General features: G+C 61.7%; 23 protein-coding genes, 1 tRNA gene and 1 pseudogene. 16 read left to right on the forward strand and 9 right to left on the reverse strand.

Annotated features, from left to right (window positions below; translation table 11 throughout):
* Positions 1-72 precede the first annotated feature (72 nt).
* Positions 73-651 carry a DUF2059 domain-containing protein gene (locus tag AC0L2P_RS06410; RefSeq protein WP_473500385.1) on the reverse strand — a complete coding sequence of 193 codons (579 nt, stop codon included), beginning with the start codon at positions 649-651 and terminating at the stop codon, positions 73-75.
* Complete coding sequence (rpiA, locus tag AC0L2P_RS06415; RefSeq protein WP_473500386.1) at positions 638-1,369, reverse strand: ribose-5-phosphate isomerase RpiA; 732 nt, start codon at positions 1,367-1,369, stop codon at positions 638-640. The genes AC0L2P_RS06410 and rpiA overlap by 14 nt, the downstream gene beginning before the upstream one ends.
* 144 nt (positions 1,370-1,513) lie before the next feature.
* Here rpiA and AC0L2P_RS06420 point away from each other — a divergent pair, with 144 nt between their 5' ends.
* The 4 genes from AC0L2P_RS06420 to AC0L2P_RS06435 all read left to right on the forward strand — a co-directional run bounded on the left by AC0L2P_RS06420 (position 1,514) and on the right by AC0L2P_RS06435 (position 3,350).
* The gene (locus tag AC0L2P_RS06420; protein ID WP_473500387.1) at positions 1,514-2,197 is read left to right on the forward strand and encodes a phosphoglycolate phosphatase; all 684 of its coding nucleotides are present in this window, start codon (positions 1,514-1,516) and stop codon (positions 2,195-2,197) included.
* Between the two features lie 104 nt (positions 2,198-2,301).
* Positions 2,302-2,376 (forward strand) — tRNA-Val (locus AC0L2P_RS06425).
* Positions 2,377-2,502: 126 nt separating this feature from the next.
* A complete protein-coding gene (locus tag AC0L2P_RS06430; RefSeq protein ID WP_473500388.1) occupies positions 2,503-2,754 on the forward strand; it encodes a PepSY domain-containing protein in 252 nt (83 codons plus the stop codon).
* A 119-nt stretch (positions 2,755-2,873) separates the two neighbouring features.
* Entirely contained in the window at positions 2,874-3,350 is a 477-nt protein-coding gene (locus tag AC0L2P_RS06435) for a hypothetical protein (protein ID WP_473500389.1), read from the forward strand.
* A 33-nt stretch (positions 3,351-3,383) separates the two neighbouring features.
* On the opposite strand, the gene AC0L2P_RS06440 is transcribed toward AC0L2P_RS06435, so the two are convergent.
* Positions 3,384-5,270, reverse strand: a complete 1,887-nt coding sequence (locus tag AC0L2P_RS06440; RefSeq protein ID WP_473500390.1) for a L,D-transpeptidase family protein — start codon at positions 5,268-5,270, stop codon at positions 3,384-3,386.
* Positions 5,271-5,491: 221 nt separating this feature from the next.
* Positions 5,492-6,238 carry an SDR family NAD(P)-dependent oxidoreductase gene (locus tag AC0L2P_RS06445; RefSeq protein ID WP_473500391.1) on the reverse strand — a complete coding sequence of 249 codons (747 nt, stop codon included), beginning with the start codon at positions 6,236-6,238 and terminating at the stop codon, positions 5,492-5,494.
* Positions 6,239-6,337: 99 nt separating this feature from the next.
* On the opposite strand from AC0L2P_RS06445, the gene AC0L2P_RS06450 reads away from it, so the two are divergent.
* A complete protein-coding gene (locus tag AC0L2P_RS06450) occupies positions 6,338-6,952 on the forward strand; it encodes a TetR/AcrR family transcriptional regulator (protein ID WP_473500392.1) in 615 nt (204 codons plus the stop codon).
* Between the two features lie 34 nt (positions 6,953-6,986).
* Here the strand turns inward: AC0L2P_RS06450 and AC0L2P_RS06455 are convergent, their stop codons facing one another.
* A complete protein-coding gene (locus AC0L2P_RS06455; protein WP_473500393.1) occupies positions 6,987-7,895 on the reverse strand; it encodes an alpha/beta hydrolase in 909 nt (302 codons plus the stop codon).
* 47 nt (positions 7,896-7,942) lie between these two features.
* Between AC0L2P_RS06455 and AC0L2P_RS06460 the strand changes: the two genes are divergently transcribed.
* Positions 7,943-8,395, forward strand: a complete 453-nt coding sequence (locus AC0L2P_RS06460; protein WP_473500394.1) for a MarR family winged helix-turn-helix transcriptional regulator — start codon at positions 7,943-7,945, stop codon at positions 8,393-8,395.
* 27 nt (positions 8,396-8,422) lie between these two features.
* Here AC0L2P_RS06460 and AC0L2P_RS06465 read toward each other — a convergent pair whose 3' ends face one another.
* Positions 8,423-9,034 (reverse strand): pyridoxamine 5'-phosphate oxidase family protein, encoded by a 612-nt coding sequence (locus AC0L2P_RS06465; protein WP_473500395.1) that lies wholly within the window; start codon positions 9,032-9,034, stop codon positions 8,423-8,425.
* 263 nt (positions 9,035-9,297) lie between these two features.
* Here AC0L2P_RS06465 and AC0L2P_RS06470 point away from each other — a divergent pair, with 263 nt between their 5' ends.
* Positions 9,298-9,624: a nuclear transport factor 2 family protein gene (locus AC0L2P_RS06470; protein ID WP_473500396.1), complete on the forward strand. Its 327-nt coding sequence runs from the start codon at positions 9,298-9,300 to the stop codon at positions 9,622-9,624.
* A 23-nt stretch (positions 9,625-9,647) separates the two neighbouring features.
* On the opposite strand, the gene AC0L2P_RS06475 is transcribed toward AC0L2P_RS06470, so the two are convergent.
* Positions 9,648-10,001: a gamma-butyrobetaine hydroxylase family protein gene (locus AC0L2P_RS06475; RefSeq protein WP_473500397.1), complete on the reverse strand. Its 354-nt coding sequence runs from the start codon at positions 9,999-10,001 to the stop codon at positions 9,648-9,650.
* A 199-nt stretch (positions 10,002-10,200) separates the two neighbouring features.
* On the opposite strand from AC0L2P_RS06475, the gene moaA reads away from it, so the two are divergent.
* Positions 10,201-11,196 (forward strand): GTP 3',8-cyclase MoaA, encoded by a 996-nt coding sequence (gene moaA / locus AC0L2P_RS06480; RefSeq protein ID WP_473500398.1) that lies wholly within the window; start codon positions 10,201-10,203, stop codon positions 11,194-11,196.
* Between the two features lie 107 nt (positions 11,197-11,303).
* Positions 11,304-11,726, forward strand: coding sequence for a hypothetical protein (locus tag AC0L2P_RS06485; protein WP_473500399.1), 423 nt, complete (start codon positions 11,304-11,306; stop codon positions 11,724-11,726).
* A 51-nt stretch (positions 11,727-11,777) separates the two neighbouring features.
* Here AC0L2P_RS06485 and AC0L2P_RS06490 read toward each other — a convergent pair whose 3' ends face one another.
* Both AC0L2P_RS06490 and AC0L2P_RS06495 read right to left on the reverse strand, forming a co-directional pair.
* A complete protein-coding gene (locus AC0L2P_RS06490; RefSeq protein ID WP_473500400.1) occupies positions 11,778-12,143 on the reverse strand; it encodes a hypothetical protein in 366 nt (121 codons plus the stop codon).
* A complete protein-coding gene (locus tag AC0L2P_RS06495; RefSeq protein ID WP_473500401.1) occupies positions 12,131-12,442 on the reverse strand; it encodes a hypothetical protein in 312 nt (103 codons plus the stop codon). Before AC0L2P_RS06495 ends, AC0L2P_RS06490 begins: the two co-directional genes overlap by 13 nt.
* Positions 12,443-12,575: 133 nt before the next feature.
* On the opposite strand from AC0L2P_RS06495, the gene AC0L2P_RS06500 reads away from it, so the two are divergent.
* The 7 genes and pseudogenes from AC0L2P_RS06500 to AC0L2P_RS06530 all read left to right on the forward strand — a co-directional run.
* Positions 12,576-13,496, forward strand: coding sequence for a DMT family transporter (locus tag AC0L2P_RS06500; protein ID WP_473500402.1), 921 nt, complete (start codon positions 12,576-12,578; stop codon positions 13,494-13,496).
* 66 nt (positions 13,497-13,562) lie between these two features.
* Entirely contained in the window at positions 13,563-14,192 is a 630-nt protein-coding gene (gene mobA / locus AC0L2P_RS06505; RefSeq protein WP_473500403.1) for a molybdenum cofactor guanylyltransferase MobA, read from the forward strand.
* Positions 14,189-14,698, forward strand: coding sequence for a molybdopterin-guanine dinucleotide biosynthesis protein B (mobB, locus tag AC0L2P_RS06510; protein WP_473500404.1), 510 nt, complete (start codon positions 14,189-14,191; stop codon positions 14,696-14,698). Before mobA ends, mobB begins: the two co-directional genes overlap by 4 nt.
* 213 nt (positions 14,699-14,911) lie before the next feature.
* Positions 14,912-15,694: an ABC transporter substrate-binding protein gene (locus AC0L2P_RS06515; RefSeq protein ID WP_023717637.1), complete on the forward strand. Its 783-nt coding sequence runs from the start codon at positions 14,912-14,914 to the stop codon at positions 15,692-15,694.
* 110 nt (positions 15,695-15,804) lie between these two features.
* Entirely contained in the window at positions 15,805-16,518 is a 714-nt protein-coding gene (locus AC0L2P_RS06520; RefSeq protein WP_473500405.1) for an ABC transporter permease, read from the forward strand.
* Positions 16,515-17,342, forward strand: a complete 828-nt coding sequence (locus AC0L2P_RS06525; RefSeq protein WP_473500406.1) for an ABC transporter permease — start codon at positions 16,515-16,517, stop codon at positions 17,340-17,342. The genes AC0L2P_RS06520 and AC0L2P_RS06525 overlap by 4 nt, the downstream gene beginning before the upstream one ends.
* Positions 17,343-17,400: 58 nt before the next feature.
* Positions 17,401-18,276 (forward strand): annotated as a pseudogene (locus AC0L2P_RS06530) (NAD(P)-dependent oxidoreductase); the annotation flags it as partial.
* Positions 18,277-18,283 lie beyond the last annotated feature (7 nt).

The following is an 18,283-nucleotide window of genomic DNA, read 5'->3' on the forward strand; positions in this document are numbered from 1 at the left end:
TCATCAAAAGAAAAGCCCGGATTTGCCGGGCTTTCTGGTCCAGTGGCGGTCAGGCCGCTCGGAAGTCCGCAATCAATTCGGTGTAGCGTCCGCGGGAGCAGCGCCGTCTGCCGGGGCGGCACCGTTGGCAGGTGCGGCCGGCGCCTTGGCATTTGCCGCTGCACCCAGGGTCTCGCCGACTTGCTGGGCAAGATCACGAGCCAAGCCGTTCTGCCAGATATTGGCAGCCTTCACCAGTTCGCGCGTCACGATCGGGCCGTTGTCGAGCAGCTTCTTGCCGGAATCGGAATTGTAGAAGGCGGCAATTTCATTGAGTTCCTTTTCCGAGAACACCTTTGCATAGGCGAGCGCTGCTTCCTTTTCCAGGTCGGCGCGTCGCGATGCCAGGGCCATCGCCTTCTCGTTGATCGTCTTGGCGATAAGTTCCTGCATGTCCGGGTTCTTCTGGATCAACTGCTGTTCGAGCGCCGCGGCCGCTTGCGGCAGGATGCTGTCGAACGTATCCGTCGCATGAATCGCCGCGACCGCGGCGCGCGCCGCCTTCAGATGGGCATCGGTGACGTCCTGCGAAAACGCCGGCGACGAAAACGCGAAAACGGCCGAGGCCGCCAGAATGGCAAAAAAGCGGCCAACCCGGTTATGCAATATCATGATCGGTAAAACTCCCTGGTTTTCGGGCGGCATGGACGGTTTGGATGCCGTCGCCGCCGGCTATGATGGCCGTTGATGCCAGCCCGATGAAAAGACCATGCTCGACCACGCCCGGAATGGCGTGGAGAGCATTCGAAAGCGCTCTTGTATCCGGAATGCGGCCAAAAGATGCATCGAGGATAAAATGGCCGCCGTCTGTAACAAATGGCTGGCTCCCCGTCATCCTCAATGTAACAGGGCCGGAAAGGCCAAGTTTTGCAGCCGCCGCGCCAACCGCAATTTCAGTGGCGCGCAGGCCAAACCGGTTGACTTCGATGGGCAGCGGAAAGCGGCCGATCATCTCGACCATCTTGGAGCTGTCGGCGATGACGATCATGCGGGCGGAGGCCGCCGCGACGATCTTTTCGCGCAGTAGCGCACCGCCGCCGCCCTTGACCAATGTCAGCGCCGGATCGATCTCGTCGGCGCCGTCGATGGTGAGGTCGAGCTCGGGCGTCTTCTCGAGGGTCGACAGCGGCACACCAAGCTCGGTGCAAAGGACGGCGGTGCGCTCCGAGGTCGGAACGCCGATGACAGTCAGGCCGGTGGCGACCTTGTCGGCGAGCAGCCGCACGAACTCATCCGCTGTCCTGCCGGTGCCGATGCCGAGCCGCATGCCATCCGTGACATGGGCAAGCGCTGCCCGCGCGGCCTCAACCTTCAATTGCCTCGCATCCATGCCGGGTCCCGAGATTTGTTTCGGCGCTCGTAGCATTTTTGCCGGGCTGGTCAAAGGACCTTGCCCGCGGTGGATAAGCTGGCTTGCCTCAACGGGTCGCAGCGGTTATCGCCTGCCGGCAATCAAATCGTTACAGGACAGGCCATGACCCGACCGATCATCGTCTTCGACCTAGACGGGACGCTGATCGACACGGCGCCGGACCTGCTCGACAGTCTCAACCACAGCCTTGCCGCCAGCCAGCTCGCGGCCGTCGACGAAGCCGGCTTCAAGCGCTTCGTCGGCCATGGCGGCCGGGTGATGATCGAGCGCGCTCACGCAGCGCAGCATAGGTCGCTGGCGGTGGAGGAGCACGACCGTCTGCTCAAGCTGTTTCTGGACCACTATACCCTTAATATCCCAGGCAAATCGCGCCCCTACCCCGGCGTCCCCGAGACGATCGCACGGTTCGAGGCAGCCGGCTACCTGCTGGCCGTCTGCACCAACAAATACGAGGCCAATTCGGTGGCATTGATCGAAGGCCTCGGCATGACCAGGCATTTCGCGGCGATCTGCGGCCAGGACAGTTTTCCGTTCCGCAAGCCGGACCCGCGCCATCTCACGCAGACCATCGCGCGCGCCGGCGGCGACCCGCACCGTGCACTGATGGTCGGTGATTCGCAGACCGACATCGACACGGCAAAGGCCGCCGGGATTCCGGTGGTGGCTGTCGATTTCGGCTACACCGACCGTCATGTGCGAGAGTTCGAACCGTCGGCGGTAATCTCGCATTTCGATTCGCTGACGCTCGATCTGGTACAAAGGCTGATGGCCGCGGCAGAAGGCTGAAAGCTGCCCATCGAGGCGCACCGCCAGATGCCGACCGACAAGTGGTTGACTTAGCCGGCCGGCCTCCCTTATATCGCGGCGCGCTTGGCCTTCGGGCAACGAGCGGGCGATTAGCTCAGCGGGAGAGCACACCCTTCACACGGGTGGGGTCGCAGGTTCAATCCCTGCATCGCCCACCATCTTCATCCCCGACCGTTTGCTGTCTGACGGCATTAAAGCCCGTCGCGGCGATAGCTGGCATTTCAGATCCCGGAACAAACCTGCATAGAAACGAGTTTCTGCTCATCGCAATGTGAGGGAAAGCCATGTCCAGACTTGTTTTGGCGGCCGCCGTGCTGCTCGTCGGCGGATCGGCCTTTGCCGCGGACGAAAATCCGGTGCCGCAGCAGAATGCCAAGAAGCTGTCGGAAATCATTGCCAAGGTCGAGCAGCGCGACGACTTTCGCTACATCAAGGAAATCGATTGGGACAGCGGCGCCTACACCGTCATTTATTACACGAACGACAAGGCCAAAGTCGAAATCACCTATGATCCGGTGACAGCCGCGCCGAAATAATGCCGTCCGCCAACGGTCCGCACCGAAGCACGGCGCCTTGAGTGCCGGCTTTCCACATCCCCTTGCGCCACGGCATGTTTGATGGCTGACTGCGCCCCTGCAGCCGCACGGGGGTGGGCATGGCGACGGTAATGTACGTGTCGAGGCGCGTCTTGATCATGTTGGCCGGCTATCTTGTTGCCGTGCTTGCGGGGCTGTTCGCCGTCGTGGCGATCTACGCCGCGCTCAGCTCGTTACCGGGCGCGCCAGAATATTTCGCTATCATGGGCGTCACCCCAATCGCGGCGCTGGTGGTGCCGCCGCTCGGCATGTTCATCTATTTACTGACGGTCGTGCTGACAGGCCTGCAGACACTGATCTTCGCGCTGATTGCGGAGTTCTTCTCGCTGCGCAATTTTTGGCTGCACATGATCTCAGGCGCGGCGGCCGCGGTTGGCGGCTTCGTCCTGATCTGGCCGAGCGCACCGGAAGACATGAGCCCAGACCGCTGGGTAGATATCGGCATCATCGCCGCCGCAGGCGCTGTCGCCGGCCTGGTCTATTGGCTGATCGCCGGACGCGACGCTGGCTTCCGGCGTCCGCTGTTTCAGCACTAGGCCCTACCGATATTCATCGAGTGGGCCCTGACTTCAGCTACCCGGCGAACGCACGGCTTCCGTGCTGTCAAGCGCCTGCTGCAGCCTTGTGTCGCGACCGTAGACATCGTTGAAATATTCGACCGTGCCGGACAGGTCCGGCCATGCGGTGAAATAGGCGACATAGACCGGGATCTTGCGTGTCACGTCTTCGGTCGAATGTCCGTGTTTCAATCTGTCCTCGATATAGTTGACCGAGGTGCCGAGAACGGCAGCCGCCATGCCGCGTGGATCCTGCAAGCGCACGCAGCCATGGCTGAGCGCGCGCATGTCGCGCTGGAAAAATGACTTCTGCGGCGTATCGTGCATGTAGATTGCATGCTTGTTGGGGAACAGTATCTTCAGCTCGCCCAGCGCATTGGCCTCGCTCGGCAGCTGGCGCACGCCGTAAGGTATCTTTGCGCCGTACGCGCCCCAATCGACCGAGGAGGAGGGAATCCGCTTGCCGCGGGCATTGACCACCTCATAGCCGGCGCGGTCGAGATAGCCAGGATCCCGGCGCAGCCGCGGCAACATCTCGTTGACCAGGATCGACTGCGGCACGCCCCAATAGGGATGGAAGTCGACCTGCTCGATCTGGTCATAGAAGAAAGCAGTCTGGTTGGTGGGCCTGCCAACGACGGCGCGGGTCTTCAGCTTCTCCTCGCCGTCGTCGATATAGCTCGCGGTGAAAGCCGGCTGGTTGATGAAGACGCGCGGACTGCCGAGGTCGGAAGGCAGCCAGCGCAACTCTTCGAGCGCAATCCGAACTTTCTGAATTTTGTCGGCCTTGGACGTTCCGGCCAATGATGCAACGGTACGTGGGCCGATGACGCCGTCGCCTTTCATGCCGGCTCGTTTCTGCACCGCCTGGATCACCGGCACCAGCTCCGGATCGTAGACCTCGCTGGTGGCGAGCCTCGCCAGGATTTCGCCATAGGCGCCGCCCATCTCGTCATCGAGATTGCGCGCGATCTTTGTCAACAGCTTCGGCAGCTCGGGGCTGGTCTGCCCCGGTTTCAACAGCAGATTGGGATCGACGACGATCTCGTCCTCGGCGCTGGCCTGTAGCGATTCCAGCTCGACGCGTAGCGCCTGATACTCGGAATTCTGTGGATGCCGTGATTCGAGATAAGTGCGCACTTGCTGGGTATGGGCCAGCGTCTTCAGCACCCCTTCCATGTCGAGCGGCTTCGGCGGAAAATCGTAGTAGCCGGTGATGCGGTTAGGATCGACGCGGCCGCTTTGTGCGTCACGGGCGTAGCGCAGGACACGCGCCGACAGCGCCATCTCGAAGCGGACCAGCTCTTTCGGACGTTCATCGCCATTGTCCGCCGATGCGCCTGCTGCCGGAACTTCGACGGTGTAGTCGGCGGGCGTCAGGCCGTAGCTAGCGGCCTCGCCCAGCACCCGCACCGCATCCTGGGCGCGGCTGTTGGGACCGGTTCCCGTCACCCAGATGAAATCCGGATTGGCCGAGTAATAGGCGATCAGCGCCTTGGCGAGGTCCTTCTCGGCGTAGAGGTCATAGCCGTCGAGCCCGGCAATGGCTTCGCGGAATGCAGCCCCGGTGGCCACCGGCTCGAACGCAGCATCCTGAGGCGTTGCCGGTTCAGGCGCTGCCGATAGTGCCGAAAAATCGACGCGCACCAGCGGATCGCTCTTGTAGGTGTAATAGGACGGGCTGCTGATTTGCGCACCACCACCGCCGGCGGCCGGCGCCTTGGGCTTGTATTTTGACGGTGGCGGCGGAAAGTTACCTTTCGGCGGTGCGTGTTTGACGCCGCCGCCGAAAAGCATGTCGAAGAACCCTTGCGCTTCAGCCCGCGGCGCCCCGAAGGCAAGCATTGCCGCGGCCACCGCAAATGGCAGCACGGTTGTTTTGTTTCCAAGGAGTTTCATGGATCACCCGCTCCGGTTGAACCGGATCCCGTTCCGCACCGCTTTCACGGTCTCGCCCACCGCATGGCGGATAAGGCGTGACTACACTGATTCATACTGATTTCGTTAAGCTTCCATAAATTTCGGAACGTCTGTTGCAGAACGGTTTCACAACATCGTGACGGGTCGAGCGAATCCGCGTTATCATCCTCGGCTAAATGGTAGCGCCCCTGAGCCAGGCATCAAGCGTTGGCGCCGCCGTCGATGGTCAATGCCGCGCCTGTTACGAAGCGTCCTTCTGGACCTGCAAGCCAGGCGACCATGCCGGCGATCTCGTCGGCCGTGCCGAAGCGGGGCATCGCCATCTTCTGGCGCTGATGCTCGGCGTGCGGGCCGGCTGCCGGGTTCATGTCGGTATCGGTCGACCCGGGATGGACGACATTGGCGGTGATGCCGCGCGGACCGAGATCGCGTGCAAAGGCCTTGGTCAGGCCAACCAAGGCAGCCTTGCTGGCCGAATAGGCGCTCAGGCCGGCGTCGGTGGCACGCTCGGCCAGGTTGCTGCCGATCGAGATGATCCGGCCACCCTCTCCCATATGCGCTGCTGCCGCCTTGGCGGCGACGAACGGGGCTCTGAGGTTGACCTCCATCGTCTCATCGAAGTCGGCAAGCGACAGGTTATCAATCGGCGCAGCGCGCCAGATGCCGGCGCTATTGACCAGGATGTCGAGCCGTCCGAAGGCCTTTAGCGCCTCATCGACTGCCGCCTCGATCGCCGCAGCATCGCGATTGTCGGCCTTGATGGCAAAGCCCCGACCGCCGGCCGCCTCGATTTCCCTGACCACCGCGCGCGCCCGTTCCTCGCCATTCACATAGGTGATCGCCACGCTCGCGCCGTCGGCTGCGAGCCTTCTTGCGATCGCCGCACCAATGCCGCGGCTGCCGCCGGTGACGAGGGCGGCCTTGCCGTTCAAGACTCTGGATGACATTTGCTTCTCCATTTTTGTAGTGATTGATACATAAATATCTGCCAGCCTTGCTGAACCACGTCAACTGAATTATATATCGATCAATACAGAAAGGATGCCATGCCGGAACGAGGCCGCCCCCGCACCTTCCATCGAGCCGCCGCCTTGAGGCGGGCAATGGAAGTGTTTTGGGCCAAGGGTTATGAGGGCGCGTCGATAAGCGACCTGACCGCTGCAATGGGCATCAACTCACCTAGCCTCTATGCCGCTTTCGGCAGCAAGGAAGCGCTGTTTCTCGAGGCAACCGAGCTTTACACGCGGGTCGAGGGAACCGAGATCTGGTCCGCGCTGGAAAAGGCGCCGACCGCGCGCCAGGCCGTCGAGCGCTTCCTGCGGCAGACTGCCAGGGCCTATTCACAGACCGGTCGTCCGCAGGGCTGCCTTGTCGCGCTCGCCGCATTGCACCAGGACTCAAGCCGCGGCGCCATCTGCGATGATCTGCGCCGTCGCCGCGCCGAAAACCGCGAAGCCTTGCTGAGACGCCTCGAGCGTGGCGTGGCCGATGGAGAGTTGCCGGCCGATTTCGACTGCGGTACGGCCGCGACCTTCTACGCGACCGTACAGCACGGCATGTCGATCCAGGCGCGCGACGGCGCGTCGCGCTCGGCCCTTCTGGCGACGGTGGCCGGGGCAATGGCGGCTTGGAAAGCGATGGCCGGCACCGGGGCGACGTGACAGCCGAACCCGCCAGACAAGAACGATATTCAGGTCACTGCAGAGACGGCTCAAGCCTGCCGGCAACGAAGCGAACGGCACGCTTCACCACACCCTTGTCGGCGAGAATGCGGCGGTGGCCGAGCCCGTCGGCCCAGTACAGCCGCACATGATCTCCGGCGCGCGCGTAGAGCCTTGCATGATCGGCGGACACTTCGCGGTCGTCCGGTGCGTGAATCACCAGCGTCGGCAGCGGCGTGCTTCCCAGTTGGCGGTCACCGGTGAACTCGTGCAGCGGCCGGCCGGCGATGCGCTCGACCCGGTCGGCCATGGCGACCTGCGAGCGCGAGCCGACATTCAGCATGCGGCTGAAATCAGCGAAGATCGCCGGCAGGGAGCTCGGCGCGGCGATAAGCACCAGCCGCCCGGCGGCCAATCGCGGGATATTCCTGATCGAACCGGCGACGGCATTGGCGGCAACGGCACCACCGAAGGAATGGCCGACGACGGCGGCAAACGGTCCGAACCATTCGCCGGCAACCCGTGCCGCATCGACCGCACTGACCAGGGTAAGCCGGCGGCCCTGCGACTGGCCGTGGCCCGGCAGGTCGAGCGAGACCACCTTGTAGCCGGCATCGCGATAGGCTTCGATCAGGGTGCGCATGTATTCGGTGCGCGAACGCCAACCATGGATGACGAGCACGGTGCCGGCAGTCGCCCTGCCCGGCTCGGGCCGGAATTCATGCACCATGACGCAGCCGGTTCTGGTCTTTAACCGGTGATGACGTGCCTGGGTCATGAAATCGGCGGCGCGATCGATTGCGCGGCGCTCGCCTTGGCTCAAGCTCTTCTCGTGCGGCGTGCGGCAGAACAGCTCGAATGCCGCGCGCCCGGTGAGTCCCGGTGCCACATGCTCGGCCACGCCGAACGTGCCGCGGATGACCCTCAGTCCAAATGATGCCATAGTGGCGATCCATTCATTGGTTCAAGCATGAACATAATAGTTCAAACATGAACATTAAGCAAGACCTGCCCTGGGACAACCCGCGTTTTCGCAACTGGGTCGCGGTGGCGCGCGCCTGCCACGTGGTGGAACGCACCCTGGCGGTGAAGCTGGCGCCACTCGACCTGAAGCCGGCGCAACTCGACGTGCTGATGAACCTCTACCGCCATCCCGGCATGTCGCAGCACGACCTCGCTCGCCGGCTGCTGGTCGGTCGCTCCAACATCACCATGCTTTTGCCGCAGCTGGAGACCCGTGGCCTGCTGCGCCGCGAGGGCGACGAGAAGGACAAGCGCGTGCTGCGGCTGACGTTGACCGAGGCCGGCAAGGCACTGCTGATGCAGGCGCTGAAGGTCCATATGGCGCTGATCGAGAAGGCGATGAGCCAGTCGACGCCGGAACAATGCGACATGATCGGCGAACAGATGCGTAGGGTTGCCGAGGTTTTAAAAACCGCCTGACAGCCCAGCGCTCCACCACCAAATGCTTCACCACATCGATTTTTTCGCGCGCTCCGGCCATTCCTTGTCGTAGACCTCGCCGTCGATGTTCTTGCGGCTGGTGATTTCCAGGATCTTGCCGGGAGTCGGCAGCGATCTCGGGTCGACATGCCTTGCCGGATTCCACAGCTCCGATCGGTGGATGGCGCGGGCGCACTGGAAATAAACCGCATCGATCTCGACGATCGTCACCGAGCGCGCCGGCTTGCCCTCGACTGCGAACGAGGCGCAGAGCGCGGGATCGGTGGTGATATGGGCGTGGCCATTGACGCGCAGCGTCGTGCCGGAACCCGGCACGAGGAAGAGAAGTGCGAGGCGCGGATCGCGGAGAATGTTCCTTAGCGAATCGGCACGGTTGTTGCCGCGCCGGTCCGGCATCATCAGCGTTTTCGGATCGTGGATACGGACGAAGCCGGCAAGATCGCCGCGCGGCGAGCAGTCCAGCCCTTCAGGCCCGCAGGTTGCGAGCGCAGCAAACGGCGAAGCCTCGATGAAGGCTGCGTATTCGGGAATCAGCTGGTCGAGTTCTTTGACCACCGACGCCTCGCCAGGCAGGCCATAGAGCGCTTCGAGTTGTTCAACGCTGGTGATCATGGACATGTTTTCGTCTCCAAAGCTTTGCCGGCGCTACTCCAGATCCGTGACGTTTTCACGACATCGTGCCCGTTTGCCGGTCATCGGGAGGCGGGTGTCGAGGCAACGCGGACATGGGCAAAGCCGCTTTGATCTGCACGATCGTGCCGACGGATAGGAGACCGAAAAATGGATAGACCGCTCGACCGACGACGCACCGCCATGGAACTTATTGAAAACATGTTCAATGTTGAAATGCGTTCCTGCAATCAGGGTCGGAGAGCCTCAAGATGCTTTCCAGCGCATTTCATGCGGAGATTGTCGTGCATGAGCCGCGCTCCCTGCCCTATGCCGGTGACTGGAATGGCGTCGACGGCATAGGCGCCCTTTTCCGCAAGATGCGGGAAATTTGGAGCGACGTAGCGGTGGAGGACCTTCAAATCGCTCAAAAGGATGACATGGTGTTCATGAGCTGCACACTTTCGCTGACATCGCGGGCCAATGGTGCAACCATCAAACAGCCGTTTGCCGAGGTCTTGCGCTTCAAGGATGACCGGCTGATCGAAGGCACGCCGTTTTATCACGACACCAGCGAGATACTAGCGATCTTGCGTTGACCGGAGCGTCCTGCGGGAATCATTCAACGATCACGGCTTAGCCCCTTCGCTTTCAGCTCGGCGAGATAGGCGGCCCAGCGTGCATCCTTCTCATGGCCCAGCGTATGCAGGTAATTCCAGGTGAAGATGCCGGTATCATGGAAATCGTCGAAGGTGATGCGCACGGCATAATTGCCGACCGGCTCGATCTTCAGGATTGCCACATTGCGCTTGCCGGGAACTGTGACGCGCTGTTCGGGCGAATGGCCCTGCACCTCGGCCGACGGCGAGGCGACCCGCAGAAGCTCGGCCGGCAATTCGAACGGTTGATGGCCCGGAAAGGTGACGGAAAGCAGCTTGCGGTCCTTCGAGACCCTGAGTTCCTTTGGCGCTGTCATGCTGGTGGATCCTGCGGAAAACCGCCCTTCCCTACGCCGCTTCGCGTTGAGGGAAAAGGCCGTTTGAGAACTTCCGACATGATCTGTCGGCGTCGGAATGTTACTGAAGATCGCGAGCTTCTATCTTGAATGGCAAGTTGGCTCGTATCACATAGCCATATATAACGAAGCCGTTCACGGTCACGGGAAGCGCATAAGCATGGATATGATCGATCCTTTCGGTCGCACGATCACCTACCTGCGCGTGTCGGTCACCGACCGCTGCGATTTTCGCTGCACCTATTGCATGGCCGAGGACATGACGTTCCTGCCGAAGAAGGACCTGCTGTCGCTGGAAGAGCTCGACCGGCTTTGCACGGTCTTCATCGAAAAGGGCGTGCGCAAGCTCCGCCTCACCGGCGGTGAGCCGCTGGTGCGCAAGAACATTATGCACCTAGTGCGCCAGCTGTCGCGGCATCTCGAGAGCGGTGCGCTGGAAGAACTGACGCTGACCACCAACGGCTCGCAGCTTTCACGCTTTGCCGCCGAGCTCGCCGACTGCGGCGTCAAACGGATCAACGTCTCGCTGGACACGCTGGATGCCGACAAATTCCGCCAGATCACCCGCTGGGGCAATCTGGACAAGGTTATGGAAGGCATCGACGCAGCGCAGGCGGCCGGGCTGAAGGTAAAGCTCAACGCGGTGGCGTTGAAGGACTCCAATGACGCCGAATTGCCGGAAATGCTCCGCTGGGCGCATGGCCGCGGCATGGATCTGACGGTCATCGAAACCATGCCGATGGGCGAGATCGACGCCGACCGTACCGACCAGTATTTGCCGCTGTCGCTGCTGCGCGCGGCACTCGAGCGCCAGTTCACGTTAAGCGACATTCCTTACAAGACCGGTGGCCCGGCCCGCTATGTCCAAGTCGCCGAGACCGGCGGACGGCTTGGCTTCATCACGCCGATGACGCATAATTTCTGTGAAAGCTGCAACCGGGTCCGGCTGACCTGCACCGGCACCCTTTACATGTGCCTCGGCCAGGAAGATGCCGCCGACCTACGCGCGCCGCTGCGTGCGTCGGAAGGCAACGAGCTGGTCGCCGATGCCATCGACGAAGCAATCGGCCGCAAGCCGAAAGGCCATGACTTCATTATCGACCGCCGCACCAACCGTCCGTCGGTGTCGCGGCACATGAGCGTCACCGGCGGCTGATTTTTCGCCGATTTCGTGCGAGAATAATCGCCTTGGTACCGGCGCGAGGGCAAGGCGTGCAGCGGTTTTTTGCAGTTCTGACGTCTTTCGGAGTAATGGCGGGGACCATGGCAGTTGCCGCGCCATTTACCTATACGAACGAGCGCTTCGGTACCGTCTGCACCTTTCCGGATGAAATCTTCACTCTTCGCCAGCCTGAGCCGGACAATGGCGATGGACAACAATGGCTCACTGCCGATGGCGCCAGCCTGATCTGTTCAGGTATCCTCAATATCGATGATGACACCCCGAAAGCCTTCGTCTCCGCCGAGAGGGCCAGCAAGGAACCTGGCTATAACATCACCTACAGCAAGACCGGCAAGGACTGGCCGGTGCTGTCGGGCATCAAAGGCGGGAACATCTTCTACGAACGCCGCCTGTTCGGAAAAGACGGTGTCATCCGCACGGTCTGGATCGACTATCCGCCAGCCCTGAAATTGAAGTACGATCCGCTCGTCGATGCGATCGCCGGCAGCCTCAGGGGACCGTGAGCATCCGGCGACGTCAGAACTTATTCGCGGCCTATTGTTTTGGCTAGCGAGTCACGGTTGTTGACGCGTGTAGTCGTATCGTACGGCAAGCCATTTCTTGCCGCTGCCATTGGCCTGGAGGAAATGTTGCTCGGCCACCTCGTGATTGTCGCCGTCCCTGGAAATGATGAAATCGGAGGCCGTGAGCCGCCCTTCGACCTCGGGGCCGAACCCGACGAAACCAAGCGGCTCGAACAGCAGTGAAATCTTGCCGTCCTCCCCGCCACCAAAACTCCAGGCGGGCATGATCCCTGCCGGGAAACGGGTGTCCGTGGAGACATACTTCCAGCGGCCCTCCACCCGGTCATAGCTCAAATAGTCTATCCGCTGGAAGTCTGGGACTTTCGACCCGGGCGCCGGGCGCATCACCTCCTGCATGAAGGGCCGATCATCGTGCGCTCGGCCAACAGCCGGGTCATCACGATCGGCTGGGCGCCGGGCGTTGGCCAGATCGTGTTGACGACGGTCCATTTCCCGACGCGGCGAGCGAGCTCATCCGCTTCGTGACCCGGCGTGGACATCCGTTCGACTGCCGACGCCGAAGCGCCGTTCTCGGCGAACGCAGGCGCTATCGCCATGAGGATGACCGCCAGTGCGGAAGAGAACCGGAAAGCCGACGAAACGTGCCGCCTGCTGCCTGTGCCAAGCCTGTCCGCATTGCCTCGTGCATTCATCATTGACCACCTCCCGAGATAAGATTGGAAACCTACAATGTCACGGGCCACAGAAAGGCTGTGGCCCAGCCCTTTGACGTTGCTGTTTTGCGGGTGCCTGCTAGACGCTTGCTGCAGGACTCACCCGGTAATCGCCTTGCCTCTTTCGCCAAACCTGCGCGGCGCGTTGTTCATGATGGTGGCCATGGCTGGTTTCACCCTCAACGACGCTATCAGCAAATTCTCGTCGGAATCGATGAACATGGCGCAGGTCATGTTGATCCGCGGCGCCTTCGCTTCGCTTTTCGTTGGCCTGCTTGCGTGGCAACGCGGCGCGCTTGCCCGGCCAGGTTCGATGCTGCAGCCGATCGTTGCGCTGCGCGTCGCCAGCGAGGCCGGCGCCACCGTGTCGTTCCTCGTTGCTCTGGCACATCTTCCGATCGCCAATGTCTCCGCCGTACTGCAGGCGCTGCCGCTGGCGGTGACGATGGGCGCCGCGCTTGTGTTCAACGAGGGCGTCGGCTGGCGGCGCTGGTTGGCTATCGCCGTCGGTTTTGCCGGCGTGCTGATCATCGTGCGGCCGGGCTTCGAAGGGTTCAGCGTCTTTTCTCTGCTGGCGCTGGCCAGCGTCGTATGCTGCGCGGTGCGCGATCTCGCTACCAAGCGGATCCCGCAGGCGATTCCGACATTGCTGGTGTCGACCGCCACCGCCCTTGCCATGACAGTTCTGGGCGCTGCATTGCTTTCGCCGATGGGCGGCTGGACGCCCATGACGGGAAAAAGCACGGCGTTCCTGGCGCTGGCGGCAGTGCTTGTGCTCATCGGCTACCACTTCATCATCACAGCCATGCGGGTGGGCGATATCTCCTTCATCGCGCCGTTCCGCTACACCGCCCTGCTCTGGTCAATCCTGCTTGGCTTCACAATCTTCGGCGATAGCCCCGATCTGCCGATGATCTTCGGTGCCACGATCATTATCGCGTCAGGCCTCTATGCACTCTACCGCGAGCGGATCGTCGGCCGGCAAAAGACAGCTGCCGAAAGCGCTGGACCGGACATGGCGCCGGACGGAATATAGGCGTGACCGTCGACGACCGTCTGATTTGAAAGCTGGATTTTGGTCATTGGGTCTAGGCAGAAAACGATGGGCCGACATATCGCAGGGATCATTCTGGCCGGCGGCCGGTCGAGCCGGATGGGTGGCAGCGACAAGACGCTGCTTGCGCTTGGCGACGGTACCCTGCTCGACCGTGTCGTTTCGCGCCTTGGCCCGCAGGTCGGACCGCTTGCGCTTAGCGCCAACGGCGATCCGGCACGGTTTGCCGCGATGGGGCTTCCGGTGCTTGCCGACACCGTCAAGGGTTATGCCGGGCCGCTTGCCGGGATCCTGACCGGCCTCGAATGGGCGTCCGAGACGACCTGCCAGGCGCTGGTCACGGCTGCCGGCGATACGCCTTTCCTGCCCAAGGACATGGTCGAGCGGCTGCTCGCGGCAGCCGATGCACGCCCGGGCTCTATCGCGGTCGCCTGTTCCGGCAGCAAACGGCATCCGACCTTTGCACTCTGGCCGCTAGCATTACATCAGGTCTTGCGACAATTTCTCGTCGAGGAAGACAACCGGCGCGTTTCGGCGTTCATCGACCGGCACGGTTTTGTCGAAGTGGATTTTCCTATCCTGAAATCCGGCGGGGGCGAGATCGATCCGTTCTTCAACATCAACACTCCCGACGACCTTGCCCAGGCCACGCATCTCTTGCAGAGCATCGAGCCATGAAAAGACGTATTTTCGGCATCACCGGCTGGAAGAACTCCGGCAAGACGACATTGACCGAAAAGCTGGTAGCCGAGCTCGTGCGGCGCGGCTGGAAAGTGTCGACGGTAAAACACGCCCATCATGATTTCGACATCGACAAACCTGGAGCGGACAGCTTTCGCCACCGGCAGGCGGGAGCGATGGAGGTCGCGGTCGTGTCGGGCAGGCGCTGGGCGCTGATGCACGAATCGCGCGGCGAGGACGAGCCGACGCTGGACGCGATCCTGTCACGGCTGGCACCCTCCGATATCGTGCTGGTCGAGGGCTACAAGCGCGAGGCGCACAAGAAAATCGAGACGCGACGGCTCGAGGCCAAGGACCGGGCGCCACTTTCGGCAACCGATCCACACATCGTCGCCATCGCCTCCGACTTTCCCATTGTCGGCGAAGACCTGCCGGCCTTCGATCTCGACGACACGAATTCGATAGCTGACTTCATCGAGCACGCCATCGGCCTGACGCGCTGAAGATGCGGGAGAACACAGTTTCTGCCCGCTTATCTTCGAATTTAGGCGTCTGACCCAACGTCATCGCTTTCTGAACCTGACCTTCCCTCAAGCGACGGTTTTGCAGTTGCTTTTTCTTGGGAAAGAATGGGAGTATCGCATCAGCGGGCGGTCAAAAGCACCGCCCACAGAGCCGTTCGGGAACGACGGCCGGGACCAACAGAGAGGACTATTATGCGTATTGCACTGCGTATCGCGCTCGCCGCTTCGGCTGCGCTGCTGACGCTTGGCGTTGCCCAGGCCCAGGAAAAGACCTTGAGGATCGGCACGGAGGGAGCCTATCCCCCATTCAACAATCTGACCGCCGACGGCCAGCTCGTAGGCTTCGATATCGACATCGCCAAAGCGCTCTGCGACGAGATGAAGGTGAAGTGCACCTTCGTCGCGCAGGACTGGGACGGCATCATTCCAGCCCTTCAGGCGGGCAAGTTCGACGCCATCGTCGCGTCGATGTCGATCACGCCGGAACGCGCCGAGAAGGTCGACTTCACCCACAAATATTACAATACGCCGCCGGCGATCGCCGCCCCCAAGGACACCGACATCAAGGGTGTCACCAAGGAAGATTTGGCCGGCAAGACGATCGGTGTGCAGGCGTCCACCACGCATTTCAACTATTCGACCAAGACTTATACCGACAGCACCGTCAAGCCGTATCCGACCGCGCAGGAATATCAGCTCGATCTGGCCAATGGCCGGCTCGATGCGGCCAATGACGATATCGTCGTGCTGCAGCAATGGCTGGATTCGCCGGACGGCGCCTGCTGCAAGCTGGTCGGCACAATCAAGCCGGTCATCGAAATCCACGGTCCGGGCGCCGGCATTGCCGTGCGCAAAGGCGAGACCGACCTGGTCAACCAGTTCAATGCGGCGATCGACGCCATCCGCGCAAACGGAAAGTACAAGGAAATCAACGACAAATACTTCAAGTATGACGTTTATGGCGGCGAGTCCTGATTTGAATGACAATATGAACGGCGGGAATTTCCCGCCGTTCCCTTAAAGAACGCCGCAGCAGGGTGCGGCGCGGCTCTCAAAAGAGCCCTTAAAGGAGAACAGGCAGCCGGATGCAGAGCGCATTGACGCTTCTCAGTTGGGGGCCTGAGGGCTGGCTCGACGACATCGCCTCCGGTGTGCTTGTCACGGTATTTCTTGCTCTGGCCACTCTGCCCTTCGGGCTGACGCTCGGCTTTTTCGTGGCGCTGGCCAAACAGTCGGAAGAGCCGTCGCTGAGACTGGCCGGGAACATCTACACCACGATCTTTCGCGGAATACCCGAGCTGCTCACGCTGTTTCTGATCTTCTTCGGCATCCCCTTGATCCTGCAGTACGTTGTCCGACTGGTGAGCCCCGGCACGTCCGCCGACGTCAACAGCTTCGTCGCCGGGATGATCGCGCTGTGCTTCATTTTTTCCTCTTATTCCAGCGAGGTGTTCTTATCCGCGTTCCGCGCCATTCCAAAAGGGCAATATGAGGGAGGCTATTCGGTTGGCCTGTCCAGCGGCCAGACGATGCGGCTGATCGTCTTGCCGCAGTTGATCCGGATTGCGTTGCCCGGACTTGCCAATCTCTGGCTGATCCTGCTCAAGGACACCGCGCTGGTCTCGGCGGTCGGGCTCAACGAGATCCTCCGGCAGAGCGGGGTTGCCGCCCGCGTCACCAAGCATGCCTTCCTGTTTTATGGTTTTGCCGGGCTGATTTATCTCCTGCTGGCGATCGTCTCCTCCTTCGGGATCAATGCGATCGAACGAGCGGTCGGCGGCAGCGAGGTCAAGAGATGAGCCTGGCCACCGGCACGCTGAAGGTCGACCGGCCGCCGCCCCCCGCACGCGGCTGGCCGCGCCAACGCATCCTCGGCCATGTCCTGGTCGGCCTGTGGATCGCTCTCGGCATTGGCATGGTCGTCTACCTCATTGCTGCGTGGAACCCCGAGTTCTTCCAGAAATATGCACCCGGTTACATATCCGGCCTTGGCATCACCCTGCTTTTGGTTGCCATCTCGATTGTGCTTGGCGCGATCCTGTCTGTGCCGATCGCCTATGCACGCATGTCGAAGAACCCGATCCTTTCGGGGTTCGCCTATGCCTATGTCTATTTCTTTCGCGGCACGCCGCTGTTGGCGCAGACCTTCCTGGTCTACTATGGCGTCGGCTCCTTCCGGCCGGAGCTCGAGATGGTCGGCCTGTGGGGCTTCTTCCGCGAAGCGTTCAACTGCGCGATCTTCGCCTTTTCACTGAATACGGCCGCGTACCAGGCCGAGATTTTGCGTGGCGCGATCGAGAGCGTGCCGAGGGGCCAATGGGAAGGTGCCGCCTCGCTCGGCCTACACAAACTGCAGACGATATGGAAAATAATCCTGCCGCAGGCGCTGATTGTGGCGCTGCGCCCCTATGGCAACGAGATCATCCTGATGATCAAGGGCTCGGCAATCGTCGCCATCATCACGGTTTACGATTTGATGGGCATCACCCGGCTCACTTACGCGCGCACCTTCGACTTTCAGTCGTATATCTGGGCGGCGATCATCTATCTGATCATCGTCGAAACGTTGCGCCATGGCGTCGAGTGGATCGAACGGCGCATCACCATCCATCTGCACCGCTGACTCCCATCGCCTTGCCTGATCCGGTAAGAAGACCGCAAAGCAGGCTTCAAAGGGATTCGAAAACATGGCTTCGGTGGCATATCTCGGTCTTGGCGTCATGGGTTATCCGATGGCCGGGCATCTCAAGAACAAGGGTGGTCACGACGTCACCGTCTACAACCGCACCAGGGCCAAGGCCGAGCAGTGGGTTGCCCAGCATGGCGGCAGCTTCGCCGCGACGCCAGCGGAGGCGGCCGAGGGCAAGGATTTTGTCTTTTCCTGTGTCGGCAATGACGACGATCTGCGCTCGGTGACGACCGGCGCCGGAGGCGCTTTCGATTCCATGAAGAAGGGCGCCATCTTCGTCGACAACACCACGGCATCGGCCGAGGTCGCGCGCGAACTGGCGCGGCAGGCGCAGGCGCTCGGTTTTTCGTTCCTCGATGCCCCGGTCTCCGGCGGTCAGGCAGGCGCCGAGAACGGCACGCTGACCGTGATGGTCGGCGGCGAGCCCGACCCCTTCGACAGGGCCAAGCCAGTCATAGATGCTTATGCCCGCATGGTCGGCTTGATGGGACCAGCCGGGGCTGGCCAACTCACCAAGATGATCAACCAGATCTGCATCGCCGGTCTCGTTCAGGGCCTGGCCGAGGGCATCCATTTCGGCAAGAAGGCCGGGCTCGACATCGAAAAGGTCATTGAGGTGATCTCCAAGGGCGCCGCCGGTTCCTGGCAGATGGAGAACCGCCACAAGACGATGAGCGCCGGCAAATATGATTTCGGCTTCGCCGTCGACTGGATGCGCAAGGATCTTGACATCTGCCTCGCCGAGGCCGACCGCAACGGCGCCAAACTCCCGGTGACGGCACTCGTCGACCAGTTCTACAAGGACGTGCAGGCGATGGGCGGCAAGCGCTGGGACACGTCCTCGCTGCTGGCGCGGCTGGAGAAATAGGATTTCG

The sequence above is a fragment of the Mesorhizobium sp. WSM4836 genome (assembly GCF_055811815.1).